23 protein-coding genes are annotated in these 26,225 nt (G+C 67.8%); 8 read left to right on the top strand and 15 right to left on the bottom strand.

Translation table 11 applies throughout. From position 1 onward, the window contains the following. Positions 1 to 137: 137 nt before the first annotated feature. From RIE31_04245 to RIE31_04220, 6 genes are all read right to left on the bottom strand, one after another. Positions 138 to 1,145 (bottom strand): Ldh family oxidoreductase, encoded by a 1,008-nt coding sequence (locus tag RIE31_04245; protein MEQ8639806.1) that lies wholly within the window; start codon positions 1,143 to 1,145, stop codon positions 138 to 140. Then, positions 1,142 to 2,518 carry a YihY/virulence factor BrkB family protein gene (locus tag RIE31_04240; protein ID MEQ8639805.1) on the bottom strand — a complete coding sequence of 459 codons (1,377 nt, stop codon included), beginning with the start codon at positions 2,516 to 2,518 and terminating at the stop codon, positions 1,142 to 1,144. Before RIE31_04240 ends, RIE31_04245 begins: the two co-directional genes overlap by 4 nt. 18 nt (positions 2,519 to 2,536) lie before the next feature. Beyond that, positions 2,537 to 3,448: a DMT family transporter gene (locus RIE31_04235; protein MEQ8639804.1), complete on the bottom strand. Its 912-nt coding sequence runs from the start codon at positions 3,446 to 3,448 to the stop codon at positions 2,537 to 2,539. 46 nt (positions 3,449 to 3,494) lie between these two features. Beyond that, on the bottom strand, positions 3,495 to 4,979 hold the full coding sequence (locus tag RIE31_04230; protein ID MEQ8639803.1) for an amidohydrolase family protein: 1,485 nt from the start codon (positions 4,977 to 4,979) through the stop codon (positions 3,495 to 3,497). Positions 4,980 to 5,112: 133 nt separating this feature from the next. Beyond that, positions 5,113 to 6,048, bottom strand: a complete 936-nt coding sequence (locus RIE31_04225; protein MEQ8639802.1) for a glyoxylate/hydroxypyruvate reductase A — start codon at positions 6,046 to 6,048, stop codon at positions 5,113 to 5,115. Between the two features lie 51 nt (positions 6,049 to 6,099). After that, positions 6,100 to 7,161, bottom strand: a complete 1,062-nt coding sequence (locus tag RIE31_04220; GenBank protein MEQ8639801.1) for a DUF6282 family protein — start codon at positions 7,159 to 7,161, stop codon at positions 6,100 to 6,102. A gap of 160 nt (positions 7,162 to 7,321) precedes the next feature. Here RIE31_04220 and RIE31_04215 point away from each other — a divergent pair, with 160 nt between their 5' ends. The 3 genes from RIE31_04215 to RIE31_04205 all read left to right on the top strand — a co-directional run bounded on the left by RIE31_04215 (position 7,322) and on the right by RIE31_04205 (position 12,441). Beyond that, complete coding sequence (locus tag RIE31_04215) at positions 7,322 to 11,026, top strand: hydantoinase B/oxoprolinase family protein (protein ID MEQ8639800.1); 3,705 nt, start codon at positions 7,322 to 7,324, stop codon at positions 11,024 to 11,026. Between the two features lie 101 nt (positions 11,027 to 11,127). Then, positions 11,128 to 11,739, top strand: coding sequence for a glutathione S-transferase family protein (locus tag RIE31_04210; protein MEQ8639799.1), 612 nt, complete (start codon positions 11,128 to 11,130; stop codon positions 11,737 to 11,739). Positions 11,740 to 11,802: 63 nt separating this feature from the next. Then, a complete protein-coding gene (locus tag RIE31_04205; protein MEQ8639798.1) occupies positions 11,803 to 12,441 on the top strand; it encodes a glutathione S-transferase family protein in 639 nt (212 codons plus the stop codon). Positions 12,442 to 12,459: 18 nt separating this feature from the next. Here the strand turns inward: RIE31_04205 and RIE31_04200 are convergent, their stop codons facing one another. Beyond that, the gene (locus RIE31_04200) at positions 12,460 to 13,332 is read right to left on the bottom strand and encodes a universal stress protein (protein MEQ8639797.1); all 873 of its coding nucleotides are present in this window, start codon (positions 13,330 to 13,332) and stop codon (positions 12,460 to 12,462) included. A gap of 160 nt (positions 13,333 to 13,492) precedes the next feature. Here RIE31_04200 and RIE31_04195 point away from each other — a divergent pair, with 160 nt between their 5' ends. Together RIE31_04195 and RIE31_04190 are read left to right on the top strand one after the other, a co-directional pair. Beyond that, a complete protein-coding gene (locus RIE31_04195) occupies positions 13,493 to 14,146 on the top strand; it encodes a DUF427 domain-containing protein (GenBank protein MEQ8639796.1) in 654 nt (217 codons plus the stop codon). Positions 14,147 to 14,157: 11 nt separating this feature from the next. Next, the gene (locus tag RIE31_04190) at positions 14,158 to 15,207 is read left to right on the top strand and encodes a 2-oxoglutarate and iron-dependent oxygenase domain-containing protein (GenBank protein ID MEQ8639795.1); all 1,050 of its coding nucleotides are present in this window, start codon (positions 14,158 to 14,160) and stop codon (positions 15,205 to 15,207) included. Here RIE31_04190 and RIE31_04185 read toward each other — a convergent pair. Both RIE31_04185 and RIE31_04180 read right to left on the bottom strand, forming a co-directional pair. Next, positions 15,204 to 15,338: a hypothetical protein gene (locus RIE31_04185; GenBank protein MEQ8639794.1), complete on the bottom strand. Its 135-nt coding sequence runs from the start codon at positions 15,336 to 15,338 to the stop codon at positions 15,204 to 15,206. The two genes, RIE31_04190 and RIE31_04185, sit on opposite strands and share 4 nt — an antisense overlap. 75 nt (positions 15,339 to 15,413) lie before the next feature. Beyond that, entirely contained in the window at positions 15,414 to 16,499 is a 1,086-nt protein-coding gene (locus RIE31_04180; protein ID MEQ8639793.1) for a zinc ABC transporter substrate-binding protein, read from the bottom strand. A gap of 212 nt (positions 16,500 to 16,711) precedes the next feature. On the opposite strand from RIE31_04180, the gene RIE31_04175 reads away from it, so the two are divergent. The 3 genes from RIE31_04175 to RIE31_04165 are packed head-to-tail and all read left to right on the top strand — an operon-like array spanning position 16,712 to position 18,806. Further along, entirely contained in the window at positions 16,712 to 17,542 is an 831-nt protein-coding gene (locus RIE31_04175; GenBank protein ID MEQ8639792.1) for a metal ABC transporter ATP-binding protein, read from the top strand. A 14-nt stretch (positions 17,543 to 17,556) separates the two neighbouring features. After that, a complete protein-coding gene (locus RIE31_04170) occupies positions 17,557 to 18,378 on the top strand; it encodes a metal ABC transporter permease (protein MEQ8639791.1) in 822 nt (273 codons plus the stop codon). A gap of 14 nt (positions 18,379 to 18,392) precedes the next feature. Continuing rightward, the gene (locus RIE31_04165; GenBank protein MEQ8639790.1) at positions 18,393 to 18,806 is read left to right on the top strand and encodes a Fur family transcriptional regulator; all 414 of its coding nucleotides are present in this window, start codon (positions 18,393 to 18,395) and stop codon (positions 18,804 to 18,806) included. Here RIE31_04165 and RIE31_04160 read toward each other — a convergent pair. From RIE31_04160 to RIE31_04135, 6 genes are all read right to left on the bottom strand, one after another. Beyond that, on the bottom strand, positions 18,803 to 19,651 hold the full coding sequence (locus RIE31_04160) for a hypothetical protein (GenBank protein ID MEQ8639789.1): 849 nt from the start codon (positions 19,649 to 19,651) through the stop codon (positions 18,803 to 18,805). The genes RIE31_04165 and RIE31_04160 overlap by 4 nt on opposite strands. A gap of 96 nt (positions 19,652 to 19,747) precedes the next feature. After that, on the bottom strand, positions 19,748 to 20,122 hold the full coding sequence (locus RIE31_04155) for a DUF5368 family protein (protein MEQ8639788.1): 375 nt from the start codon (positions 20,120 to 20,122) through the stop codon (positions 19,748 to 19,750). 10 nt (positions 20,123 to 20,132) lie between these two features. Continuing rightward, positions 20,133 to 21,482, bottom strand: a complete 1,350-nt coding sequence (locus tag RIE31_04150; GenBank protein MEQ8639787.1) for an FAD/NAD(P)-binding oxidoreductase — start codon at positions 21,480 to 21,482, stop codon at positions 20,133 to 20,135. 44 nt (positions 21,483 to 21,526) lie between these two features. Continuing rightward, positions 21,527 to 23,179: a urocanate hydratase gene (locus tag RIE31_04145; protein MEQ8639786.1), complete on the bottom strand. Its 1,653-nt coding sequence runs from the start codon at positions 23,177 to 23,179 to the stop codon at positions 21,527 to 21,529. A 32-nt stretch (positions 23,180 to 23,211) separates the two neighbouring features. Next, positions 23,212 to 24,303, bottom strand: a complete 1,092-nt coding sequence (locus tag RIE31_04140; protein ID MEQ8639785.1) for a DUF917 family protein — start codon at positions 24,301 to 24,303, stop codon at positions 23,212 to 23,214. Between the two features lie 129 nt (positions 24,304 to 24,432). Beyond that, positions 24,433 to 26,043: an aromatic amino acid ammonia-lyase gene (locus tag RIE31_04135; GenBank protein ID MEQ8639784.1), complete on the bottom strand. Its 1,611-nt coding sequence runs from the start codon at positions 26,041 to 26,043 to the stop codon at positions 24,433 to 24,435. Positions 26,044 to 26,225: the final 182 nt, after the last annotated feature.

Raw genomic sequence — 26,225 nt, 5'->3', positions numbered from 1 at the left:
TGGTCCGTCGTGGGTCAGGCGCTCATGCACCGACCCTTAGCGCAGCCTAGGCGGCGGCCACGCAGCCTGTCCACGACCACCACGGCACAATATCCACCGCCAGCCCATGCCCTGGCGTCATGAACGGAATCACCATGTCATGAGATTCCGGCATACCCCCGAAGACGCGCCAGCAGCACGTCATCCACGCTGACCCCATCACGCGCCGTGGCCTGTCGCGCCGCCAGACGCCGGTCGCCGGGCAGACGCACACCATCCTGTGCCGTCATGGCGCCAAGCAGCACCTCCAGCCGATCGCTGAATCCGTCGGCGAACCGGGCCGGATCCAGCCCTATGAAGAACTGGCCGATGCCCGGCGGGCCGCCGGCATTGTCGGTCAGCAGCGACGAGGTGTGTGACCAGGTGGCGCCGGTCATGGCCACCGCCATGATCTCCACCAGCAGCGCCATGCCCGCCCCTTTGTGACCGCCGAAAGGCGCCATGGTGCCGCCCTTGAGCACCTTGTCCGCCTCTGTGGTCGGCGCGCCGGATTCATCAAAGCCCCAATGGGGTGGAATCGCCGTGCCATCGTTCATGGCATTGATGATGGCGACCTTGGCCACCACGCTGGACGATTGATCGATGACCAGCGGCGCGGCGCCGACGCGCGGTGCGGCAAAGGCCAGCGGGTTGGTGCCAAACAGCGGCCGGCGGCCGCCCCATGGCGCAATCGCCGCCGGCGCATTGACGAAGGCAAAGGCGACCAGACCATCCCGGGCCAGCGCCTCTACGTGGTGGCCGACAATCCCGCACGCATAGGAGTTGGTGACCGCCATGGCGGCGACCCCGGTCTCGCGCGCCGCCTCGGTCAGCAGGGGGCTGCCGGCTTCGATGGCCGGATGGGCGAAACCGTGTCTGGCATCCACCCGCACCGCCGAAGGCGCCGACCGGCTGACCTCCGGCGCCACCCTGCCGTCCACCTTGCCGCAGCCCAGATGCTCGCAATAGGTCGGCAGATAGCCGAGACCAATGGGGCGCATGGCATCCGCTTCTGCCTGAACGATGGAGCGGGCGACGCTGGCGGCCGGGCCGGCCGCCGCGCCACGGCCGGAGAGCGCGGCGCGGGCCAGCTCTGCGACCTGGTCGAGAGTGAGGGTTTCGCTCATGCCGTCTCTCCTTTGTGGTGTGCGGCCCTGTCGTGCGGCTCCGCCTCGCCGTCGGCGATGGCCAGGTCCTGCCACGTGCGGCCCGACAGACGCATGGCCGCCGCCTGATCCAGATCCTCCATCAGGCGGCCGACGCCGCCCTCGCGCAGCCAGTCCGGCGGCGGTGGCGTCTGGCCGGCTGCTGCCGGCACCTCACGAACAGAGGCCACCAGACGGCGCAGCGGCACCCGGTCCGGCGGCAACGCCGGCACCAGCCCCGCCGGCTCGCCGGTTGTCTGTGTCACCAGCCCGGCATCCTGCAGGCCACTGACAATCGCTTCCACCTCGCCATGTGGCGCCCGGCTTCGCCCGGCAAGGCCCTCGGTCGTCGGCGGCGCGCTTCCATTGATGAAGCACCGCGCCACCTCCCGCGCCACATGAATCCCCAGCGCCTCCCGCGCCCGCAGGCTCAGCAGGCGATGCCAGCCGCCCTCGCGCACCTGTTCGGGGTGCTGCAGATAGAACGCCACAGCAGACCCCAACAGCAGGATGAGCCACGTCAGATACAGCCACAGCATGAACAGGATCAGCGTGGCGAAAGTGGAATAGACCGCCGTGTACCTCGCCGAGCCCGCCAGAAACTCCGCAAAGCCCCAGCCCACCAGATGCCAGAGGACGCCGGCGAGCAGGCCGCCAATCAAGGCGGGCCCGACGCGGACCTTTGTATTCGGCAGAAAGACATAGATGAACGAAAACGCCATCGTCAGTAGAAGCAAAGGCAACAGGCGTCCGGTCGTATCGAGAAATGCGCCGGCCAGCGGAAACCGCGCCAGCCAGGTGACCGCCGTGGACGATGACAAAGTTGCGGTGATGCCCAGCGACGAAAAGACCAGAACCGGCCCGACCAGCAGAACGCTCAGATAGTCACGAAAGCGCTGGGCTACACCGCGTGAGCTTTCCACCCGCCAGACATAGTTGACTGACCGCTCCACCTTATGAAGCAAGGAGATGACCGTATAGAAAAGGATGGCAAGACCGACTGTGCCCAGAACACCGGCATTGACGTTCTCCACCATCTGAATGATGCGTCCCACCACCTCTTCGGCCTTGTCGCCCAGCGGCGCCATCAGATTAAGCAGGAACGGTCGCATTTTGTCGTGCACGCCGAATCCCTTGAGCACCGAGAAGCTGATGGCCAGCAGCGGAATCAACGACAGGATGGTCGTATACACCAGGCTCATGGCACGCAGGGTCAGCTGCCCTTCCGCCAGATCGAGGGCCAGACGATAGGCAAGCTGCAACATCCGGCGCGGCAGACCAGGGGACGAAGTGGCGTCGTCATCATGCCAGACCATGCGGTCGGCAAAGGCTCTGATGGGACTCCGGTCATCCATGCTCACACGCCAACTCCCTCAGCCCTGTCGCCAGATCAGCAGAACAAGGATACCCGCGATGACCAGCGTGATGCCAAGCCACTCCACCGGGCGACTGCGTTCGCCAAAGGCAAACCGCGAGGCCATGAACGTAAACACCAGCTCCACCTGCCCCAGGGCCCGCACATAGGCGGCATTCTGCAGGGTCATGGCGGTAAACCAGCCGAACGAGGCAAGCGCACCGGTCAGGCCGATGGCCGCGCTGGCGCGAAAGGCGTGCAGGCTGGCCTTGATCTGTCCCGGGTGGCGCCAGGCCAGCCAGGCGGTCATGACCAGCGTCTGGATAGCCAGTACCGTGACAAGCGTGAAGGTGGCGGGCATCAGGAAATCGTCGCGGCCGAACGACAGAGATGCCGCCCGATAACACACGGCCGCCACGCCATAGGCGGTGCCCGAGGCCATGCCCATTAGCGCCGGTCGCGCCGTCAGGGACCGGATCAGGCCCAGCGCGCCAACGCCGCGGCCGGCCAGGGAAATCATCATGACGCCAACCAGGCTGATAAGGATTCCGGCAAGCGCCCCAACCGTCACCCGATCACCCAGGACAATGATGCCGAACAAGGCGGTCTGCACCGTCTCGGTCTTGGAGTAGGTGGTGCCCACGGCAAAGTTGCGATAGGCGAACAGTCCGACCAGCAGCCGGGTTCCCCACACCTGAGCGACGCCGCCGACCAGACAGAACACGGCAAAGCGCAGATCCGGCTGTGGCAACGCCGCATCGTCGAACAAGGCCAGACCGCCCAGAATCAGCAGCGCCACCGGCAATCCGAAAGAGAACCGCACATAGGTCGCGGTGATCGGCGGCAATGCACCGGCCAGACGTTTCTGCAGGGCAGAGCGAAGGTTCTGGAAGAAGGCCGCCAGAACCGTCAGGGGTATCCACAGGGGCATGGGCCGCTAGAGCCGGTGGCGTCGTGGCCCGCGCGACATGGCCGGCCTAGGGCCGGTTTGCCGGCCAGTCACGGGCCAGGGGAAAGACCGGCGGCGACACCTCGTCCGCCGGCCGGCCGGCCCGGTCGAACCGGGCATAGGCCGCCATGGCCCGCTGGTTGGCCGCGGTCATGGCCTGGGTCATGGCCGTTTCATCGACGGTCAGGACCCGGCCATCGGCCACCACCTGCTCACCACCCACATAAACGTCCTTTACCGGTCGCTCGGCGGCGTTGAACACCAGGGCGCGGATGGGGTCGTGGCCTGGCGCCATGTCACGGTGGTTGAGGTCCACCAGCACCAGATCGCCGCAGGCCCCCACCGCGATACGGCCGATGTCATCACGCTGCAGGGCTTTCGCCCCACCCAGGGTCGCCGCCTCGAAGACGGATCGCGTGGTGCCGGCGGTGGGATCGGCCGCCGCCGCCCGTGCCATGATGGCGGCCATGCGCATCTCCTCCATCATATTCTGCGGCGCGGTGTCGGTGCCCATGGCAATGGTGACGCCGGCCTGACGGTAGCGTCGGAAGTCCTCCAGCATGACGCCGCTGCGGGTCAGCACCGTCGGACAGTGCGCCACATTGGCTCCGGCCTTGCCGAGCCGCTCCAGGTCGGTCGGAGAGTCATTGCCGAGCCATGAATGGTGGTCGAGGAACGGTGCATGAGACAAAGTCACATCCGCTCCCAGTACGCCAATCGCCTCCATCCACGCCACCGGACTCATGGCGTGTCGCCGCTCCATCTCCCACAGTTCGGGTAGCACCTGGCAGGCATGGGTCTGCATGCCGATGCCCCGTTTGCGCGCTGCCGCCAGGGCATCCTGCAGAAAGCGTTCGGTGCAGGTATCCACCTGCGCCGGCATGACCATGGCGCTCATGCGGCCGCTCTTGTGCGCCATGGCGGCGTCCACCGCCTCCAGCCCGCGAGCGAAGGATTCGGCGCCGTCATCGTCAAACCAGTTCCACCCCACTACCTCGCCGGCACTGTCCAGCGACCACAGGGCAGAGCGCATCATGGGCGCCACGAAGCCGCGCAGGCCGGACGCCGCGAAATTCTCGATCCACCCTTCATAGGGCGTGGTCATGTCGGTCAGCGTAGTGACGCCAGAGCGCAGCAACTCCGCATAAGCCATGCTGGCGGTTGCCAGCCAGCCGGCCATATCGTCGCCCCAGCCGGGCTTGTGCTCGTACATGGTGCAATGCAGACAGGCATTGGCCATGTCTTCGCCGAAGCCGCGATTCATGGATTCAGACCAGGGGTGGGAGTGCAGGTCGATCAGACCCGGCATGACCATGAGGCCGCGGCCGGAGACCTCACGGTCCGCGCCGCCGGTGAACCCATGACCGACGAAACTGAACCGGCCATCACTCACCGCCACGTCGGCGTCCGTCAGATAGACATGGCTGCCGGTCGTGGCGTCATAGGCCACCACCCGGTCAGCCCCGCGAATAAGAAGGTCCGCCGTGCCGTCCACCGAGGCGCGCTCCGCCATTGCCGTTCTCCCGTCAGCAGGGGCCCGTTTGCACGGGCCTGTTTGCGGGGGCCTGTTTGCAGGGCCCCAATTGCAGGAGCGAAGACTAGGACAGGCTCATGCGGTGCTGTAGGGGCGCCGCCTCACCCCGCTGTCAGTACTGCAGCGCCCGGTCATAGAGATTGGGCAGCGGCGCACCGGCCATGTGGCGGCGCACATTGTCGGCCATCACCTTCATCGCCGAGCGCGGCAACAGCTCGCCGGCCACATGCGGCGTCACGATGATTTTCGGATGGCGCCAGTAGGGGTGATCCGGTGGCAGCGGTTCCTGGTCGAAGACGTCCAGGAAAGCGCCCGCCAGGCGCCCGCTGTCGAGCGCGGCGAGCAGGTCCGCCTGCACAATATGCTCGCCACGGCCGATATTGATCAGATGAGCGCCGTCGGGCAGGGCCGCGAAAAACGCCCGGTCCATCAGGCCTCTCGTCTCGTCGGTCAGCGGCAGGACACACACCACATAGGCGCACCGCGGCAGCATGGCGCGCAGCCCGTCCGGCCCGGCCCAGGTGGTGATGCCGGCGATCTCGTGCTTGCGGCGGCTCCAGCCATGGACCGTGAAGCCTAGGTCGGTGAGCCGCGCCGCCACCGCCCGGCCGCTGCCGCCAAGGCCCAGAACGCCCACCGGGCGGGTCGGCGTATCCAGCGGCCAGCGCACCTCCCACCGGCCGTCCTTCTGATTATCCAGATAGAAGGGCAGAAAGCGGTGGAAGGTGAGCACCCCCAGCACGGCGAACTCCGCCATCAGATTCCACTGCATGGGATCCGACATGCGCACCAGCGGCACATGCGCCGGCACACTGGGATCTTTCAGGATATGGCCGACGCCGGAGGCGATGGAGAAGATGACTTTCAGGTTGGGCAGGCTGGCCAGCAGCCCGTCCGGCGGCATCCACGCCGCCACATAGGCGATGTCGGCCGGATCGCCCATGGCCTGCATGGTCCGCACCTCCACCTCCGGCGGCAGATGCTGGCGCAGCGCCGCCAGCCACGCCGCCTCCGGATAGCCGGTGCAGCAGAACAGAAAGGCTGTCATGCCGGGACGGCGACGGAGCGGGCCGACGGGCTGGACGCCGGGCGCGATCGCCTATTCGGCTGCCGACGCCATGGCCGGGGCTTCGCCGGTCGGCATCAGGGCCATGGGGTTGGTGGTGGACACCTGATACAGCTCTTCCGCGGTCAGACCGAAAGCCGCCATGTGGCCGCGCAGCAACCGCAGCGCCTCCACCGAATTGGGGAACAGCGGCTCGCCGGCGTCGCTGGACAGGCAGCAATGGGCCGGCCCGGCCGTGCGAATGGCCTGATACATGACCGCCGGATCGACCCCCAGCAGGGGCGACAGTTCGTCATAGGTGAAGTTGAGCCACAGCCCGGCCTCCGCCGCCTGCCGGCATTCCTCCACCGTCAGGTCAACAAACGGGCTGAACGGGTGGTCCACCACCGCCTTGGTGAAGCCCAGCTTCTGGCACAGCTCGGCCATGGCCCACAGTTCCGGCTTCGACGGATGGCCCAGGAACAGCGCCGCGTCGTGGTCCACCGCCATGCGGATGATCTCATCCATCTGCGGTTTCAGCTTGCCACGATCATCCAGAGCGTATTGGCCGATCTGCAGGGCCTTGTCCCACGGCAACGGGTCACCGTGAAAATCGGGATCATCGGACTCGCCCCACATGGCGGGCTTGCCACCGATAACCGACAAAGTGTTGGCGGTGGTGATATTGGGCAGCCAGACCGCGACACAACCGGACTCCAGACGTTGGCGAACGAAGGCGGGGTCTACTTCCGTCTTATAGCCACGCGCCACGGAAAAGCCGGCCCAACACTGCACCGGTCGCACACCCTCGGCGGCGGCCCAGCCATTCAACTGCGCCTGCAGACGACGCACACTGCCGGCCGGGTCCTCGCGGCCACCGACCACTGACTTGAACAGGATCGCCTTCATGCCGCTGCGCGAAGCCAGCTTCATCAGACCCAGCGGGTCCTGCGAGCCGTCATGGGCGTGACAGTGGATGTCCACCGCATCTTCCACGCCGACAATGGCGGCGGCCGACGGATCAATCGGTCCCTGACGAAAGCGGCGGCGGGCCGGATAGGAGGTGACCGACCGTTCGCGGGTCGGCGTGGCGGTGGTGGCGGCGATGCTGGACATGGCATTCTCCCGGAGTTTGCCCGCCAATCCTAACGCGCGTTGGGCGGGTTTTGCCACCGGGCAGCGAAGCCAGGCGCGCACACCGCCGTGAAGCTAAACAGGTGGCGGGGCGGAGGCGGCCCGGTTTTCCTTTGCCCGGCCGCGTGGCAGGGTTGGCCCCATGACCACACGCCTCGCCGTGGATATCGGCGGCACCTTCACCGATGCGGTCCTTGAGCACGACGCCCGGCAGACCGCCATCAAGGTTCTGACCACCCCGGAGCGGCCGGCCGAAGGCTTCATGACCGCCGTCCGCCATGTGCTGGACGAAGCCGGCGTCACCGCCGCCGCGGTGGATCTGGTGCTGCACGGCACCACGCTGGCGACCAATGCGCTGATCGAGCGCAAAGGCGCGGCCACCGCCCTGGTGACCACCGCAGGCCATCGCGACTCCCTGGAAATCGCCTACGAGAATCGCTTTGCCCAGTACGACATCATGGCCGAACGCCGGCCGCCCCTGGTGGCCCGGGCGCTGCGCCTGCCGGTGAGCGAGCGGATGGACGCGCGCGGCCGGGTTGTAACCGCGCTGGACGAGGACTCTGTCATGGCGCTGGCGCCGCCTTTGCGTGATGCGGGCGTGGAAAGTCTCGCCATCGGCCTGCTGCACGCCTATGCCAACCCGGCGCACGAACAGCGGGTCGCCGCCCTGCTCGGCGACGCCCTGCCGGACCTTGCCATCAGCCTGTCCAGCGACGTGTCGCCGGAAATGCGCGAGTATGACCGGCAGTCCACCACCGTCGCCAATGCCTATATCCGTCCGCTCATGGCCAGCTACCTGGCGGACGTGGAGCGCCGCCTGGCGGACGCCGGCTTTACCTGTCCGTGCCTGCTGATGACCTCCGGCGGCCACCTGGTCACCATCGCCACCGCCTCCCGCTTCCCCGTCCGTCTGATCGAGTCCGGTCCGGCCGGCGGCGCCATCCTCGCCGGCCATATCGCCCGCCGGCTGGGCGAGGACCGCGTACTGTCCTTCGACATGGGCGGCACCACCGCCAAGCTGTGCCTGCTGGACGATGGCGCGCCGCAGGTGAGCCGTCTGCTGGAGGTGGACCGCGCCCATCGCTTCATGAAGGGCAGCGGCATGCCGGTCAGGATTCCCGTCATCGAGATGGTGGAAATCGGCGCCGGCGGCGGCTCCATCGCCGCCCTCGACAGCCTGCGGCGGATTCAGGTGGGGCCGGAAAGCGCCGGTGCCGACCCGGGCCCCGCCTGCTATGGCCGGGGCGGCACACGGCCAACGGTCACCGACGCCAGCCTGGCCCTTGGCCGGCTTGATCCGGCGGCCTTCGCCGGCGGCCGCCTGACCCTTGATTGCCCCGCTGCGACACAGGCGATCGACTCCGTCATCGCCACGCCTCTTGGCCTGGAGCCAGAAGAAGCGGCGGCCGGCATTCTGGAAATCGTTGACGAGACCATGGCCGCCGCCGCGCGCGTCCATGCGGCCGAACAGGGCAGCGACATCGCCGGTCGCACCATGATCGCCTTCGGCGGGGCGGCGCCGCTGCACGCTGCACGGCTGGCCGACAAGCTGGGGATCGGCCGCATCATCATTCCGGCTAATGCCGGGGTCGGTTCGGCCGTCGGCTTTCTCTGTGCGCCGGTCGCCTATGAAGTGGTGCACAGCCACTACATGCGCCTCGACCGGTTCGATGACGCCGCCGCCGCAGCTCTGTTCGACGCCATGCGACAGGAAGCCGAAGGCGTGGTGCGGCTGGCCGCCGGCGGCGCGGCCTCCGTCGAACAGCGCCACGCCTATGCGCGCTACGTGGGCCAGGGCCATGAAGTGAAGGTGCCGGTGCCGGCGGCGGCCATCACGGCGGCCACCGGCGATGCGATCCGTCGGGCCTTCGAGACGGCCTATGAACGTCAATACGGCCGCACCGTGCCGGGCCTGGCGGTGGAGGTGCTGACCTGGTCGTGTCTGGTCGCCGCGACGACGGCCGATGACACACAGACCCGCCCGCCACCATATGACGGGCACACCACGTCAGCCGCCGCGCCGCCGACTGGCGGCCGGCGGCCCATCCGTCTGCCCGGCGCGGCGAAATGGGCCGACGCGCCGCTCTATGACCGCGCCGGCCTGGCGCCCGGCAGCCGGATTGACGGCCCCGCCGTGCTGGCCGAAACGCAAACCACAATTCTGGTGCCGGCCGGCTTCACCGCCCGCACCACCCTTCAGGGCCATGTGATTCTCGACCGCCTGCAGCAAGCCGCCGCCGTGCCGGGTGTGGCGGAGGGGCTGCGGCGCCAGCTCATCTGGGATCGCATGATCGCCATTGTCGAGGAGCAGGCGCAGGCCATCATCCGCACCGCCTTCTCCACCACCGTCCGCGAAGCCGGCGATCTGTCAGCCGGCCTGTTCGACCGCGCCGGCCGCATGCTGGCCCAGGCGGTCACCGGCACACCCGGCCATGTCAACGCCATGGCCGCGTCGGTCGGCTATTTTCTCGACGCCGTGCCGCTCGACCAGATGGCCGACGGCGATACCTACATCACCAACGACCCGTGGCTCGGCACCGGCCACCTGTTCGACTTCACCGCCGTCACGCCGGTCTTCCATCTGGGCCGGGCCGTTGGCCTGTTCGCCTCCACAGTGCATGTGGTGGATATCGGCGGTCCCGGCTTCAGCCCCGACAGCGGCCAGGTTTACGAGGAAGGACTGGCCATACCCATCATGGCCCTGTTCCGGCGGGGCCAGCCGAACCAGTCCCTGCTGGCCATCGTGCGCGCCAATGTGCGCGAGCCGCTGCAGGTGACCGGCGATCTCTACTCCCTGGCCGCCAGCAACACCGTCGCCGGCACCCGTCTGGCGGCGATGATGGACGAGTTCGCCATGGCCGATCTCACGGCCATCGCCGATCACATCATCACCACCTCACGCGATGCCATGCGGGCGGAGATCCGCCGCCTGCGGCCAGGCGTCTATGACAATGCGCTGGTCAGCGATGGCTATGACGCGCCGGTTCGCCTGCAGGCATGCATGACCGTTGACACAGGCGACGACCCGCATATCGCCGTGGACTTCACCGGCTCGTCGCCGGTCTCGCCCTTTGGCATCAATGTGCCGCTGACCTACGCCCAGGCCTATGCCAGCTTCGGTGTGCGCTGCATCGTCGGCGCGGCGGTGCCGAACAATGCCGGCTCGCTTGCGCCGGTGCGGGTGACGGCGCCGGTTGGCTCCATCCTCAACGCGCCGCGGCCGGCGGCGGTGACCGCGCGCCACGTCATCGGCCAGTTGCTGCCGGATGTGGTGCTGGGCGGCCTGGCCCGGGCGGCGCCCGGCACGGTGCCGGCCGAAGGGTCGTCGGCGCTGTGGATTCCCAGCCTGTCCGGCGGCCACGGCATGACCGGCGGCCATGCCGATGGTGGCGGCCCGCCCTTCACCGTGACGGTGTTCCTATCCGGCGGCGCCGGCGGCCGGCCTGGCCGACCGGGCCTGTCGGCGACCGCCTTCCCGTCCGGCGTTCGCAACACGCCGGTGGAGGTGACCGAGCAGGTCTCGCCCTTGTTGTTTCTGCGCAAGGAATTGCGGCCCGGCTCCGGCGGCGCCGGCCGCTGGCCCGGTGGCGACGGCCAGACTGTAGAGATCACCCACCGCGACGGCGCGCCCTTTGCCGTCTTTGCCCTGTTCGACCGCATCGGCCATCCGGCGCGAGGCCGCGACGGGGGCAGCGACGGGGTGGCCGGCGCGGTGCGCCTTGGCTCCGGCGGCACACTCCGCGGCAAGGGCAAGCAGATCGTTCCGGCCGGCGACAGCGTCGTCCTTGACCTGCCCGGCGGCGGCGGGTTGGGCCATCACGAAACCCGGCAAGCCACAGACCCGTAGCCATCGCGCCGCCGGACCGCCCCACCCGATCGCGCCTGTTCGCCCGCCCCGGCCGCGCCTAGACTGACGCCAGACCGCGCACCCCGCACCCGGAGACCCCTATGCTCGAACTCTTCACCTCACGCTCGTCGCCTGCCAAGCGCTGCACCATCATGCTGGCCGAGTCGGGTCTGCCCTACACGGCGCGGATGCAGACCCGCCAGAAGAAAGCCAAGGCCTTCCTCAAGGCCAATCCGCAGGGGCGCATGCCGACCCTGGTGGATCACAACGGCGCCGACGGCAAGCCCGTGATACTGACCCAGTCCATGGCCATCATTTTCTATGTAGCGGAGAAATCCGGCATCGGCCTGCCAACCACGCCGCGCCAGCGGGCGAGGTGCTGGCAGTGGCTGATGATCTTCGCCACCGATCTCTATCCGGCCTTCACCTCGTCCTACTACATGCGCGGTATGAAGCCGGAGCCGCAGACCATCGCCGGCGACTACTGGGAAACCCGTATGCTGGGGTATGTGCGCGAGCTGGAAGAGCATCTCGCCACCAACACCTATCTGGCGGGCGACGCCTATACCGCCGCCGACATGTGCGCCTATCCCACCATTGACCTGGCGCTGGCCGACTTCAAATCCATGCGCGGCTTCAAGGCCATCCGCCGCTGGCACAAACTGGTGGGCAAGCGGCCGGCGGTGCGGACCGGCATGGCCCAGTCCAGCTAAGCCCTATCCAGCCGGACGCGCCCAGCCAGACGCGCCCATCGCACCACACGCGCTGACCCGATCATGCTCACTCTCTTCGCCTCACGCAGTTCGCTGGCCCAGCGCTGCACCATCATGCTGGAGGAATCGGCTCTCGCGTTCCGCGCCCGGCTGCAGGATCCCGACCGGCCCAGCCGGGCGCTGTTGCGTGACAAACCGCCGGGCCGTCTGCCGGCGCTGGTCGATCATGACGGCCCCTTCGACCGGCCGGTGGTGCTGCGCCAGTCCATCGCCATCGTGCTCTATCTGGCGAAGAAGACCGGCCGCTTCGTGCCCGGCGACCCGGAAGAGCATGCCCGCTTTCTCGAATGGGTGATGATCATCGCCAGCGATCTTTACCCCGCCTTCACCGCCCACTACTGGATGAATGAAATGACACCCGCACCGCAGGCGGAGGCGGCTGAGTTCTGGGAGCGGCGTCTCGCCCGCGGCTTCGCCGAGCTGGACGACCATCTGGCCAGCCACCGGTTTATGGCCGGCGATGAGTATTCAGCGGCCGACATCATCGCCTATCCCATGACCGTCATGGCGCGCCGTGATTTCCGCGCTTTCGCCGGTCAGCCGCTGGCCGGCCACCGCCATCTCAGGCGATGGATGACGGCGGTCGGCCGCCGCCCCGCCGTGCGGCGCGGCATGACGCTGGCCGCCCAGCGCCGGACCTGAGCCGGCGACCGGCCAGGCTCAATAGGGCTTGGCCACCAGAACATCACACGGCGGCGCCTCCAGCAGGGCCGCCGCGACACTGCCAAGGAGCGCCCGCGACACGCCGGTGCGACCGTGTGTACCGATCACCACCAGATCGGCCTTCAGGCGCCTGCATTCCCCGACCAGCACCTCCGCCGGCTCCCCCTCGGCCATGACCCGCTCTACACCGCTGCTGCCCATGCCCAGTGCGCGGGCCCGTTCGTCCAGCAAGTCCATTTCCCCAGCCAGGAACAGTTCAAACTGCAGCCGCTCGTCTTCCATCACTTCGGCGCTGTAAGCCGGGCTGCCGAGAAAACCCTTGAACGGCACCATATAAGCGTGGATCAGATGAAACCGCGCCGCCGGCGCCACCGCGAAGGCCTGGTTAAGGGCAGCGCGGGCGAAGACGGAGAAATCCACGCCGATCGCCACCTGGCCATAGGCGCCGCTCACCGCCTCACGCACCAGCAGCACCGGTACGGGGCTCATACGCAGGATGACCCCGGCCGTGGTCTCCACAAAAGGCGCCGGACGGTCCTGATCCATATCGTGGATGCCAAGGACGATCAGCGTGGCTTTGGCAGCCCGGGCATGGGCAACGATATCGGCCTTGGCCTGGCCTGACACCACCTCGATCCTGGCCGTCACGCCGGTGCTCTCCCGATGGGGCTGGCAAACGTCCACCAGCGCCCGCTCGGCCCAGGCAATGGCATGCGCCCGCAGCTCTTCCGGCAGCCCGGAATCCACAACATGCAGGACATGCAGCGGCGCCTGACGCTCCGCCGCCAGGGCAAAAGCGCGGGCCAGCGCCCGATCAGAACGGGCCGACAGGTCGCAGGCCACAACGATACGCATGTCAGTCTTTGCCATTGTCACTTTCCGTCAAGAAAACCATGGGCCGTCAAGAAAACCATAGGCCATCAAGAGAACCATGAGGCCTACACTATGCCAATCCGCCACCGCGACGAAACTCGACACGCGGCGCCCGGTCGGCCAGTCTGTGACCAGCGCCCATCAGCAGGAGGCCGCCATGAGCCAGACACTGGAACAGCCCGCCACCTCCCCCGGCTGGCCCTTGAATCCCGACTATGTCATGGATTTCGACGCCGTGCCGGCGCGCGTCGCCGCGTGGATCGGTGACACCGTGATCGCCGAGAGCGATGCCACACGGGTCATGTATGAGCTGGGCCACGCGCCCATGTACTATATGCCGCAGGCCGACCTGCGGATGGACCTGTTCAGCAAAACCGACCACCAGACTTTCTGCCCCTACAAGGGCGTGGCCAGCTACTGGTCGGTGACGGTAGGCGACCGGAGCGTGCCGAATATTGTCTGGACCTATGAGAATCCCTACCCGGAAATGGCCGTGCTCAAGGGCTATATGGGGTTCTATTGGGGCCGCGTGGAGCGCTGGACCGAGGACGGCGAAACCGTGTCCGGGCCGCGGGAAATCCCCGGCCGCATCGATACCACCAATCAGTTCAAGGCACTGTTCCCGTCTCTGGTGAAGGAATGGCACCCGACCCGCAACAAGGGCATCGGCCCTTATGAGTTCGCGGCCGAGAGCAACACCACAGTGTGGTGGCAGGACGCCGCCGGCCGGGAGTGGCAGGAGCGCATCAAGGACCGGGTGCTGAAGACCACCACCCTGCGCGCCGACGGCGACGCCACACCCTACGGCTGAGCCTCTCTGTGATGGCGGACATCCCGGTCATTGACCTGACGCCGGTTGGCGCCGGCGGCGCAGACGCGGCGCATGTGGCGCGGCGCATTGATGAGGTTTGTCGCGACCTCGGCTTTCTTGTGCTCACCGGCCATGGCGTTCCGGCGGCGGTGATCGACCGGTGCCGACAAACGGCTCGCGCCTTCTTTGACCTGCCGCTGGATCGGAAACTGGCGGTGCGTTCAGCCGACCCGGCCTATCCCTATGGCTATCTGCCGGTAGCCGTGGAAGGACTGGCCCAGTCGCTGGGCAAGGTGACGCCGGGCGACCTCAAAGAGAGCCTGAGCATCGGTCCCTTTGACGCGACGCCGGCCGATGCGCCACGACACGCTGCGGCAGCCTATTTCTTCGCACCCAATCTGTGGCCCGCGGCGCCGCCGGACCTGCGCGCCGCCTGGACCGACTATTTCGATCACCTGCTGGCCCTGGCCCATCGTCTGGTGGACCTTTTCGCCCTCGCCCTCGATCTGCCGCCGGAGAGCTTTCGCCCGGCTTTCCGCCGGCCACTCAGCAGCCTGCGCGCCATTAACTATCCCGCTCTCGACGCGCCGCCGGAACCCGGCCAGTTGCGCGCCGGCGAGCACACCGACTATGGCATGCTGACCATATTGCTGGCCGAAGATGTGCCGGGCGGGCTGCAGGTGCGGCGGCCCGGCGTCGCTGACAACGCACCGGATGCCTGGATAGACGTGGCGCCGCCGGCCGTCGCCAACGCCGATGCCTTCATTGTCAATATCGGCGATCTGCTGGCGCGCTGGACCAATGACCGCTGGGTCTCCACCCTGCATCGCGTAGCCGTCCCGCCGCCCGACGCCGCCGGCGACACTCGCCGCCAGTCACTGGTCTTCTTTCACAATACCGACTGGGACGCGCGCATCGCCTGCCTGCCTACATGCCTGGCACCGGGCGAGGTACCGCTGTACCCGCCGATCAGCGCCGACGAGCACAGACGCGTCAAATACCAGCGCACCCTGGCCATGGCCAACGCCGCGCCTGACCAGAGTTGGGGAGGCCAGAGCTAGTACTGATCGTGACCTTCGCGGTCACCGCCACCGCCGCCCGGACCATAGGCACAGGCGCCGAGCCCGGTCATGGCCACAAGAAGCGCCAGAACGACGGCAATATGAAAGTGGCGAAGGCGACTGCACACCATGGCCAGGGCTCCTGCTGCCGGGAAAGACCGGCTGACAATAGCGTGTCGGGCCTGCGCCAGCCAGCCGAGGCCGTCTCAAGGCCCGCCCAGGCAGCCGGCCAGGGCGGCGGCATTGCGCCGTAGCAGCGTTACATAGAGGTCGGCGCCGGGGGCCAGATCAGCCCCCAACGGGTCCAGTACGGCGGTGCGCGCGGCGGTGCCCTCGATCACTGCCTGGACGGCCCGCGGTGTGAACTGCGGCTCGGCGAAGACACAGCGCACCGCGTGCTCTCTTATGGCGGCCTGCATCCGGCGCATGTGTGCGGCGCCCGGCTGCACTTCCGGGTTGAGCGCCAGAGCGCCGACCGCGGTAAGGGCGAAGCGACGCTCCAGATACTGCCAGCTATCGTGAAACACCATGAACCGAACGGATCGCACCGGCGTCAGCTCACTGGCCATGTGCCGCTGCAGGTCGGCGAGGCGTTCGGCCAGTGCCGCGCCGTTCGCCCCATAGGTCTCGCGGTTCGCCGGGTCGGCCGCGCTCAGCGCCGCGACGATTGCCGCCACCATGGCCTGTCCGTTGACCGGGTCGAGCCATAGATGCGGGTCGCCTCTGTCCTGGTGCCGGTCACCATCGTCCGCGTGGTCGCCACCCTCTTCACCGCCATCATGGCCATGGTCGTGATCATCATGTTCATCGATCCACGCCGCCGTCCGGCGCAGCGGCCAGATAGTCACGCCCGGCGCCTCTGACAGGGTGATGATGCGGGCATCCGGCGCCAGCGTCGCCAGCTTGTCGGCCAGGAAGGTTTCCAGGTGGGGGCCGATCCAGAAAACCAGCGCCGCCGACTGCAGCGCCTGCGCATCCGACGGCCGCAGCGCCATGGCATGCGGTGAAGCGGCACCGCGCACCAGAAGATGGAGCGACGGCGGATTACCGCCTCCGCTCCCGCCACCGCCGTGCCCGTCGTCGGTCTCTCCACCCGTACCAATAACGGCGGCAACCAGAGAATGAATCGGCGCAATGGTCGCCACCACCTGCAGGGCCTCGTGCGAGGTGTCCTGCGCTGCGGCGGCCGAGGTCAAAGCACCCGTGGCTCCCGTCGCCGCCAGCACGCCACAACCGGCCAGCATCAAGCCGACAGCCGCCCGGCGAACTCCGTCCGCCAGACGCCGGATCACAGGCCGGCCTGCGTGTGCACCCGGCCGGCCGCAAAGTGACCGCATGGGCATGGTGTCATGGCTAGCCGGCATCGTGGGTGGATGGCGTGTCATACGTGGACGGGCTCCTATGTTATGATATAACATTCCGCATGACCACCCACACAGCCCCACACACAGGACCACACCCGGGCCCGCCCATGGAGCCGGGCACCAATCCGGGCCCGGGACAGATGGCCCCACCGCTGGCCTTGTCACCCGGCGAGCCTCTGATAGAGGCCAGCGCGCTCGGCATGCAGCGTGGCGGACGCTGGCTGGTCCATGATGTGAATCTGCGCCTCGCCGCCGGTGAGCTGGTCACCCTGATCGGCCCCAATGGCAGCGGCAAGACGACCCTGGTGCGGCTTCTGGCCGGCGTCATGACGGCGGATACCGGCAAGGTGACACGACGCGCCGGGCTGCGTGTCGGCTACATGCCGCAGCGCATGCCGCTGGACTGGTCCCTGCCGTTGTCCGTGCGCCGCCTGATGACTCTGACGCGCCGTCACCCGGCGGCGGCCATCAGCGCCGCTCTCGACGAAGTGGCCATGGGCCACATGATCGACGAGCGGGTGCAGGCCCTGTCCGGCGGCGAGTTGCAGCGGGTGCTGCTGGCCCGCGCCTTGATCGGCCGGCCGGATCTTCTGATCCTCGATGAACCCGTGCAGGGCGTGGACTTCACCGGCGAGATCGCCCTCTACGATCTGATTGGCGCTGTGCGTCAGCGCACCGGTTGCGCCGTTCTCATGGTGTCCCACGATCTGCATCTGGTGATGGCCCAGACTGATCGCGTCATCTGCCTCAACGGCCACATCTGCTGTATCGGCCGGCCGCAGGAGGTGACCCGCGACGATGAGTTTCGCCGCCTGTTCGGACCCAGGGCCGCCGACGTGCTGGCGGTCTATCGCCATCACCACGACCATGTGCACCACCCTGACGGCAGCCTGGCTGTGGCCGGCGCGGCGGCGGGCGATCCGGCCATCGCACCGCCGGCGCGCGCCGCCGGCGGCCACACGGCCCCCTGATGCCGGGCCTTGCAATGCTGGACGACTTTGTCGTGCGCGCCCTGCTGGCCGGGATCGGCGTCGCCATCGTCGCCGGGCCGGTTGGCTGCTTCATCGTCTGGCGCCGCATGGCCTATTTCGGCGACACCATTTCTCATGCCGCCCTGCTGGGCATCGCCATCGCCCTGTTGATCGAGGCCAACCTCGTCCTCGGTGTCTTTGCCGTGGCCGTCGCCGTCTCCCTGGCCCTGCTCGGCCTGCAACGGCGCGGCTCCCTGCCCACCGACGCCCTGCTGGGTATTCTGGCCCATGGCGCTCTGGCCCTTGGACTGGTGGCCATCGCCACTCTGGACTCGGTGCGGGTCGACCTGCTGAGCTATCTGTTCGGCGATATTCTGGCCGTATCGCGAGGCGATCTTGTCCTGATCTACAGCGGCGGCGGCGCCGTCCTCGGCGGCCTTATGTGGCTGTGGCGACCGCTGCTGGCGATGACCGTCAGCCATGAGGTCGCCAGCGCCGAACAGCTTCACCCCCGCCGCAGCGAGTTTCTGTTCATGCTGCTGGTTGCGGCTATCGTCGCCATCGCCATGAAAATCGTCGGCATCCTGCTGATCACCGCCCTGATCATCCTGCCGGCGGCGGCGGGACGGTCCTTCGCCCGCACACCGGAACAGATGGCGGTGTTCGCCGGCCTGGCCGGGGTTCTGGCGGTGCTGGGCGGCGTCGGTGGATCGCTGCGCTTCGACACACCGTCCGGCCCGTCCATCGTCGTCGTCGCCTTTGCCCTGTTTGGGTTGAGCTGGCTGGCGAGCGGGCTTTGGCGATGGCGCCAGCGGCGGCGGACCATGGCGGGCTGAGGGAGGGACGAACCGTGGCTACACTGACACGCAACCAGAACCTTGTACTGTCCGTCCTGGCGGATCATGCCGCGGCCATGAGCGCCTATCAGATTCTGGATGCCCTGCGTCCGGCCGGTCTACGCGCGCCGGCGCAGATTTACCGCGCGCTCGATCATCTGGTGGCGTCCGGTCGCGCCCACCGCATCGAGTCATTGAACGCCTATGTGGCGTGCGATGGCGGTTCCCACCATGCGCCGGTCGCCTTCGCCATTTGCGACCGCTGCCAGACCATCGCGGAACTGCCGGCGGCGGGCGAGTCCTCACGCCTGCAGGCCTCCGCCCGCAGCCATGACTTCGCCATGGACCATGCGACCATTGAAATTCACGGTCTGTGCCGGCGCTGCGCGTCGCGCCCGCAATCAGGCCCGCCGCCCGGCGACGCCTAATCCTCGTCCATCAGCACCAGGTCGCCAACCGCCAGCCCGCCCTGCCTTGCCAGTGGCCGTGCCAGACAGGGCCGCACGAACATGCGGTCGCCGTCGAACGCATCGTCCATGTCCCGGCCGAGGGCGGCGCTGCGCGCGGTGATCGGCTCGTGCTCGCTGATCATCAGCCGGCGATAAAAGATGCGCCCGCGACTTAGCGGTTCCAGGCCATAGCCGTGCTTGCGCAGCATGGCACATAGCGGCGCCATGTGCAGATCGGGCCGCGGCGCCAATGCCAGCCACGGCTTGCGGCCAGCCTCAATCATCCGCTCAAAGCAGACAAACAGCGGCGCCATCAGGGCACCCGATTCAATAAGCAGATCGGTCTCCGCCAGAAAATCGGCAAGCGCACCACTGGCCGCTCCGGCGGTCAGATCGTCGCTGAACCCGGCGTCGATCAGCCCGTTGCGCAGGGCAAAGGCGACTGCGCGTGAGGCTACATCCAGCCCGCCCAGATGCAGTGCCGGCGCGTCCTGGCGGCGCGGCAGAACCGCCGGGCCGGACCCGCCGTCCGCCCGATGATCGTGCCCGGCAAAGGCCCGCGACAGGGCAGCCATGGACAGATCATGGCGGATCAGCGCGCCGATGGCGCCATAGCCGCAGCCAAAGTCCAGCACCCGCAGGCGCGATACGCCACGCGCCGCCGCGATAGCCGGGGCATTGCGCCGTACGAAATTGGCCACATGCTCCGGCATGGCATAGTCGAGCGCCCCCAGCACACGGAAATAGTCGGCCGGCGTGGCCTGGTCATAGGTCGGGGGAAAGGTCTCGGCCGGTGGCCGGTCCAGGCGTGGCGGCTCGGTCATTAAGTCCTGGTTAGGGTAGGGCCGCGGTGCATCCTCTCATTCTAGCACCGCTACGAACGGCCGCCAGAGCGACGGCGCCGGGTTCTGGCCGCGCGGTCAGTCTCGCCGATCGCTGCGTCGCCGCCCGCCCCGACCCGCCACGACGAGCCCCGTCACACCGAGCCCCAGCAAACCGCCGGCTATGGCCATAAGGAGGGCGAACAGCGCCAGCGCCAGCCAGTCGGCCGGCGTGTGCAGGTTGGCGAAGCCTGCCTGGGTCAGGGCCGGACCGGCAAGGAAAGCCAGAGCGCCGGATAGACCCGCTGCCACTAGCCCGCTGCGCCACGCCCGCCGCTGCGGTCCGCCCGCACGGGCACAGGCGGCGATCACCAGCGCGATGGTCGCCACAGCGGCCGCGATCACCGGCCACAGCCAGAGTCCCAGCATCTCCGAAACAATGGCCCACAAGACAGCGAAGGAGAGTTCCGCCATGACCGCCGCCCTATGCCAGACCGCGCAGCATGGCGGTGTAGTTCGCCTTCAGCGCCCGCACCTTGATCACCCACGGCAGCCAGCCTTCGTCCAGCGGCCGGATAAAGGGGAATGACGGCACCAGCCGGTTGTCATAGTCGAACTCCACCAGCATCGCCTGGCCGATCCTGGTAATCAGCGGACATGACGTATAGCCGTCATAGCGCGCGGCGCTGGTCCCGCCGGCGATTGCCGCGACCAGATGATCTACGGCCACCGGCGCCTGCCACTTGACGCTGGCCGCCGTCTTTCCCTTGGGAATGCCGCACACATCGCCGATGCCGAAAACATTGGCGAATCGCCGGTGCCGCAGGGTGAAAGGGTCCACCTCCAGCCAGCCGCCGGCGGCGAAAGGCCCGGTTGGCCAGGCCAGGGCGCTGTCCCGCACGGCAGGCGGCGCCGTCATCGGCGGAATCAGGTTGATGAAGTCCCAGCCCATCTCCACCGGCCCGGCCGGCGTGGCATAGGTGGCGATGCGCCGGGCCGGATCAATCGCCGTCAGAACATGATCGGAGCGGACGGCGATCGCCTGACGGGCGAACAGGTCCCGCACCCTGGCGTCCACCGCCGGCACGGCGAACACGGTATCGTTGTGGGCCATGTAGGTCAGTTCGGCCCGGTCGCGGCGGCCCGCCCGGCGCAACAGATCATCCGCCAGGAAGGTCTGCTTCAGCGGCGCGCCGGCACACTTCATGTCGGTCGCCGGCCGGCCGAATAGGCCGACCCCGCCAGACTCGACGAACCGGCCAAGAGCGGCGAACGACGCCCGCGCGGCGTCGGCCCCGGCATAGACGCTGGCGATTCCCTCGTGGCCGATCAGGCCCGGTTCCATTCCGGCCACCGCCCCATAGTCCAGGGCGAGACCGGTGGCGACGACGAGAAAATCGTAGGTCAGAGTCTGCCCGCCATCGGTCGCCAGGCGATTGGCCTCGGGCTCGAACGCGACGACGCTCTCCCGCAGCCAGGCGACCCCGCGCGGCACATAGTCGGCCGTGGACAGGCGGACATAGGCGTCGCGCTTGATGCCGGCGCCGACCAGGGTCAGGCCGGGCTGATAGACGTGCTCTGCCCTGGGCTCAAGCAAAACAATGTCGGCCCCGTCCAGCCGCGCCGCCAGGCGCGACGCCGCGGCGAGGCCGGCCGCCCCACCGCCGGCGACGAGGATGCGCGCCTTGGTCGCCACGCCGGCGGCCCGCCCGGCCCAGGGCAGGGCAAGGGCCAGCGCCGCAGCCCCGGCGCCCGCCAGAACGGCGCGGCGACCGACAGGCGGACCGGCCACGCCGAACCCGCCGGACTCGTCAGAACAAGATTTCGTATCCATCGATCTATCAGACGCGCGCCCGCCGGCCCGCGCCATGATCTGAATCATCCGGCATCGCCGAGAGAAATGTGCCGGATGCCCTTGGCTTTCGCTTCCGCCCGCGCCTCATCATAACCGGCATCGGCGTAGCGCATGACGCCCAGCGCCGTATCGTTGGTCAGGGCCAGGCGCAGACGCTGGTCCGCCGCATCGGTGCCATCGGCCACCACCGTAACCCCGGCACTGGTCATGGTGCCCGCATAGCCGCCTCCGCCGGAGTGGATCGCCACCAGATCGGCCATGGACGCACCCATCAGCACCGCGTCCAGCAGCGGCCAGTCGGCAATGGCGTCACTGCCGTCGGCCATGTTTTCCGTCATGATGTCCGGATGGGTCATGGCCGCCGCGTCCAGATGGTCACGGGTAAACGCAATAGGCCCGGCCAGCCGGCCTTCGCGCACCATGGCGTTGACCGCCAGCGCCAGGTCGGTGCGCGCGCCATGGCCAAGCCAGGCGATGCGCGCCGGCAGTCCCTGGAAGGGGATGTGCTGGCGGGCCAGGCGCACCCAGTTGGTGACCAGCGGATCATTGCCGAACATCTCCAGCATGGCATCGTCAATGGCCGCGATGTCGCCCGGCTCATTGGCCAGCGACAGCCAGCGGAACGGGCCGATGGCGCGGGCGAACAATGGCCGAAGGAAGGCCTCCGTAAAGACGGGAATGTCCTTGGCATTGGCGACGCCACCCGCAATCGCCTGGCTGCGGATCAGATTGCCATTGTCAAATGTTATGGCGCCGCGGTCCTGCAGGGTCAGCATGGCCCGCACATGACGAACGATGGAGGTTCTGCTCTCGCTCATCAGGCGGTCGGGATCGTCGCGCCGCATACGGCGCACCTCGTCCAGGCTGAACCCGGCCGGCACATAGCCGTATATCAGGTCGTGGGCAGAGGTCTGGTCGGTGACAATATCCGGCGTCACGTGGCGCTCGACAATTGCCGGATAGACATCGGCGGCATTGCCCAACAGGCCGATGGATACCGCCGCGCCGTCGCGGGCCGCACCGCTCAGACGAGCAAGCGCTTCATCCAGGCTGTCGGTGGCGTGGTCCAGCCAGCCGCTGTCCAGACGACGGGCCATGCGTTCGGGATCCACCTCCACCGTCAGGATAGCGGCGCCGGCCATGCGCCCGGCCAGCGGCTGCGCCCCGCCCATGCCGCCCATGCCGGCGGTCAGAATGGTCCGGCCCTTGAGGCTGCCGGCGAAGTGCTGGCGCGCAATCTGGGCAAAAATCTCGTAGGTGCCCTGAATGACCCCCTGCGAGCCGATATATTGCCAATCGCCCGCCGTCAGTCCGCCCCAGCAGATGAGCCCTGCCTTCTCCAGCCGGTAGAAGGTCTCCGGCGTCGCCTCACGACCCACCATGTTGCAGTTGGCCATGATCACGAGCGGTGCCGCGGCATGGGTCCTGACCAGGCCGATGGGCTTGCCCGACTGGACGATCAATGTCTCGTCCTCGTCCATGGTCTGCAGCGCCTGAACGATGGCATCGTGCGACGGCCAGTCGCGGGCCGCCTTGCCAAGCGCGGCATAGACGATCAACTCGTCGGGTCGTTCCCCGACCGCCAGGACATTTTCCAGCATCCGCAGCAGGGCCTCCTGCCGCCAGCCCTTACAGCGCAGAGTCGTGCCGCCGGTAATGTTGAACGTGCGAGCCATGGGCTTTGCCGCCTTCCCTGAACAGGCCGCCGCTAACCGGCCAGGGCGTAGGTGGCCAGATCGATGCCAAGCGCCTTTTCCACCGGCGGATAGACGCTCGGATCCCTGACGCTGGAGCTCAGCGGGATCTTGTCCTTGGCCAGGTGGAAGACGGAGACCGTCATGCCCTCCTGCAGATGGCCAACGCTGACCGGCTGGCCGTCGCCGCCCAGCGTGGTCAGCACGTCGGGATAGGTCGCCAGCCGCGCGCCATCGCCGTCATCCAGCGCCATATACTCGTTCATCACATGAAGCACGGCGGCGCGCTTGCCCTCCTCCACCCGGATGGTGCCGATATCGAACGCCTGCGAGGTATAGACCACCGCCTTGGCCGTCACCTTGCCGGTCATGACGATACGGCCGCCGGTCACCTTGCAGATGGCGTCAATGACGGCCGCGCCGCCCTTTGTCTCTGCCGCAAGGATCGCCTCACCCAGTTGCAGGGCCAGGCTGATGCCGCCGAGGGCCGCGTGCTGGCGCACATACGACGCGCGCACCGGGTTGCGGCAACTGGCGATGAATCCGCCCGACATGTCGGCCGCCGTGCGCAGGATGGGCGACACCTTCGCGGTGGTGCCCCGTGTCACCAGTTCGATATAGGCGTTGTTCGCGCGGTTGCCGCCGGCCGCCGTCTGGATCATCGGCTCGGGCGATCCGGCAAGACCGATGGAGCCCATATCGCCGGTGGGGTGGGCCCGCATATCGCCCACCGCGTCGATCACCCGGGTGCCGAGAATGGCGCCTGGCAGCCAGCCATTGAGTGTGCTGGACATGCCGTTCTGGCCGATCATCAGGCCGTACACCGGTGCGCCCAGCGCCTCGGCCAGCAGTTCAACCGACCGCACATAATCGACCCCCAGCATCTGCCATTGGGTGGTGCCGGCCGGCGCGCCGATGGCCGCCGCCGTAGCGATCCAGGCGTCATCGGCGACCTCGTCCAGGCTGACCAGTTCAGGCTCGCCGGCATTGACCGCCGCCGTGCCCAGCATCCGGCCATGGTCCATCCAGCCGCCGCCACCGGCGGCATAGATGGCGCCGCCGCGCACGGCCGCTTCCACGTCTGCTGCTTTCAGAATCCTGCCCATGGGCTCCGTTCTCCTGTTTTACCGGCGCCAGAGCATGGAGCCGATTCGTAGAGCATGTCCGCCGCAACGGCCGGCCCGGACGGCGTACGCCGCCCGGCCAGTCGCCGCACCGGCCGGCCGCGCTTCCGGTCAGAGCAGCGGGCCGATACGCGACTCCACGTCGCGCAGCAGCGACCGGCTGGCAACCGCGTCCACCGCCGCGCCGGACTGCTGCGGCATATAGCTGTCGTCGGCGGTAAAGACATCCTGCCGGGCCAGTCCGTCATAGGCTACCGTCGTCCCGTCGCCCAGACGAAAACGGCCCAGGCGGTCCGCCGTGATGAACACGGCGCGGGCGGCAATCAGATATTCGATCCCCAGCACCTTCTCCAGACAAGGCAGGACTCGTGCGGTCTTGCGCGCCGCCCACGTGGCCATGCTCACATGGTCCTCCTGGCTGCTCTTGGTCGGGATGTTGTCGGCGCTGGCGGGAAAGGACAGGGTCCGCATTTCCGACGTGACCGCCGCGGCAGAACAGGCGATCACCGGAAACCCGCTATTCAGTCCGGCCGGCTCGCCGGCCAGCATCGGCGGCAGGCCATAGCTCAGTGACGGATCGCAGATCATGAACAGCCGACGCTCGGCGATGTTCGCCATCTCGGTCAGCGACAGGGTCGCAATATCGCTGGCGAAGGCGATCGGCTCACAATGGAAATTGCCCCCGGAGATCGGATCGAGTCCGCCGGCGCTGTTCCAGAATACCAGGGGATTGTCCGTCGCCGCATTGATCTCGCGGCTCAGCACGTCATGGCAATAGGTCAGGTTGCCGCGTACAGCCCCATGCACCTGTGGCGCGCAGCGCAGCGAATACACATCCTGCACACGCGGCTTGTATTCGGGATTCATCAGGTCATGGGGCAGGCGCACCTGCCGCGCCTCGTCGCTGGTCCGCTCGCTGCCACGGACGAGCGCCCGGATGTTGGCGGCGCAGTCAATCTGTCCCGGTTGCTTGCGAACCCGGTGCAGCCGTTCGTCAAAGGCGGCGCGTTCGCCCCGCACCGCCTCCAGCGACAGCGCCGCCGTAATGTCCGCCATACGCACCAGTTGCCAGGCATCATGCAGATTGAGCGTGGCGATGGCCGCACTCAACGCGTTGCCGTTGACGCAGGCCAGCGTGTCCTTGGCCTCCAGATCGAAATGCACCGGCGCGATGCCTGCAGCGGCCAGGGCGTCGGGCGCCGCCATGCGCCGGCCGGCATAGTCGCATTCGGCCTGGGGCAGGCCGATCATCGCCGCCACCATATGGGCCAGCGGCGCCAGATCGCCGCTGGCGCCGACCGAGCCCTGAACCGGCACCACCGGCGTCACGCCCTTATTGAGCAACTCCACGATGCGGTCCACCACGGCGATGCGAAGGCCCGATACGCCCTGACAGAAGGCGTTGACCCGGATCAGCATCATGGCGCGCACCACGTCGACCGGTGCCGGATCGCCCAGGCCGCCGCAGTGGGACAGCACCAGCCGTATCTGGAACTGCCGGTTGTCCTCGGGACTGATGGCATATCCCTTCAGCTTGCCAACACCCGTATTGAAGCCGTAGATCGGCGGTGCGTCGCCACCCATCCAGTGTTGTTCGATATGATCGCGGACGCGGATGATCTCGCTCCGCGCGACCGCGCCAAGGCTGACCGCGGCGCCATGTCGTGCGACCGCCACCACATCGGCTGGCGTCAGGTCGTCACCGGTCAGAATTATCGTCATGCCAGGCTCTTCCTGCGGCGGGCGCGGCCATGACCGGTCACGATCCCACCCGTCAGATCCGCCGCGCCAAGGGTGGCAGCTTTGCCGGGTCACTACCAAAGCGGCAAAACGACGCTGCCGGACAGCCCGCCGGCCACCACCGGCGCCGAAAGCCGCTAATAGCCGGGTCGCAGCCGGCAAAT

The sequence above is a fragment of the Alphaproteobacteria bacterium genome (genome assembly GCA_040218575.1).
Taxonomy (GTDB): Bacteria; Pseudomonadota; Alphaproteobacteria; order JAVJRE01; family JAVJRE01; genus JAVJRE01.
Note: the sequence above shows the minus strand (reverse complement) of the source record. Positions and strands in the feature narration are given on the sequence as shown.

Excerpts from the sequence above, each read along its gene's own strand:
- RIE31_04235 (MEQ8639804.1), bottom strand. The coding sequence starts at position 3,448 with ATGCCCCTGTGGATACCCCTGACGGTTCTGGCGGCCTTCTTCCAGAAC.
- RIE31_04210 (MEQ8639799.1), top strand. The coding sequence starts at position 11,128 with ATGCTCGAACTCTTCACCTCACGCTCGTCGCCTGCCAAGCGCTGCACC.
- RIE31_04215 (MEQ8639800.1), top strand. The coding sequence starts at position 7,322 with ATGACCACACGCCTCGCCGTGGATATCGGCGGCACCTTCACCGATGCG.
- RIE31_04170 (MEQ8639791.1), top strand. The coding sequence starts at position 17,557 with ATGCTGGACGACTTTGTCGTGCGCGCCCTGCTGGCCGGGATCGGCGTC.
- RIE31_04140 (MEQ8639785.1), bottom strand. The coding sequence starts at position 24,303 with ATGGGCAGGATTCTGAAAGCAGCAGACGTGGAAGCGGCCGTGCGCGGC.
- RIE31_04230 (MEQ8639803.1), bottom strand. The coding sequence starts at position 4,979 with ATGGCGGAGCGCGCCTCGGTGGACGGCACGGCGGACCTTCTTATTCGC.
- RIE31_04150 (MEQ8639787.1), bottom strand. The coding sequence starts at position 21,482 with ATGGATACGAAATCTTGTTCTGACGAGTCCGGCGGGTTCGGCGTGGCC.
- RIE31_04200 (MEQ8639797.1), bottom strand. The coding sequence starts at position 13,332 with ATGGCAAAGACTGACATGCGTATCGTTGTGGCCTGCGACCTGTCGGCC.
- RIE31_04205 (MEQ8639798.1), top strand. The coding sequence starts at position 11,803 with ATGCTCACTCTCTTCGCCTCACGCAGTTCGCTGGCCCAGCGCTGCACC.
- RIE31_04175 (MEQ8639792.1), top strand. The coding sequence starts at position 16,712 with ATGGCCCCACCGCTGGCCTTGTCACCCGGCGAGCCTCTGATAGAGGCC.
- RIE31_04145 (MEQ8639786.1), bottom strand. The coding sequence starts at position 23,179 with ATGGCTCGCACGTTCAACATTACCGGCGGCACGACTCTGCGCTGTAAG.
- RIE31_04155 (MEQ8639788.1), bottom strand. The coding sequence starts at position 20,122 with ATGGCGGAACTCTCCTTCGCTGTCTTGTGGGCCATTGTTTCGGAGATG.
- RIE31_04190 (MEQ8639795.1), top strand. The coding sequence starts at position 14,158 with ATGGCGGACATCCCGGTCATTGACCTGACGCCGGTTGGCGCCGGCGGC.
- RIE31_04220 (MEQ8639801.1), bottom strand. The coding sequence starts at position 7,161 with ATGTCCAGCATCGCCGCCACCACCGCCACGCCGACCCGCGAACGGTCG.
- RIE31_04195 (MEQ8639796.1), top strand. The coding sequence starts at position 13,493 with ATGAGCCAGACACTGGAACAGCCCGCCACCTCCCCCGGCTGGCCCTTG.
- RIE31_04135 (MEQ8639784.1), bottom strand. The coding sequence starts at position 26,043 with ATGACGATAATTCTGACCGGTGACGACCTGACGCCAGCCGATGTGGTG.
- RIE31_04240 (MEQ8639805.1), bottom strand. The coding sequence starts at position 2,518 with ATGGATGACCGGAGTCCCATCAGAGCCTTTGCCGACCGCATGGTCTGG.
- RIE31_04160 (MEQ8639789.1), bottom strand. The coding sequence starts at position 19,651 with ATGACCGAGCCGCCACGCCTGGACCGGCCACCGGCCGAGACCTTTCCC.
- RIE31_04225 (MEQ8639802.1), bottom strand. The coding sequence starts at position 6,048 with ATGACAGCCTTTCTGTTCTGCTGCACCGGCTATCCGGAGGCGGCGTGG.
- RIE31_04245 (MEQ8639806.1), bottom strand. The coding sequence starts at position 1,145 with ATGAGCGAAACCCTCACTCTCGACCAGGTCGCAGAGCTGGCCCGCGCC.
- RIE31_04185 (MEQ8639794.1), bottom strand. The coding sequence starts at position 15,338 with ATGGTGTGCAGTCGCCTTCGCCACTTTCATATTGCCGTCGTTCTGGCG.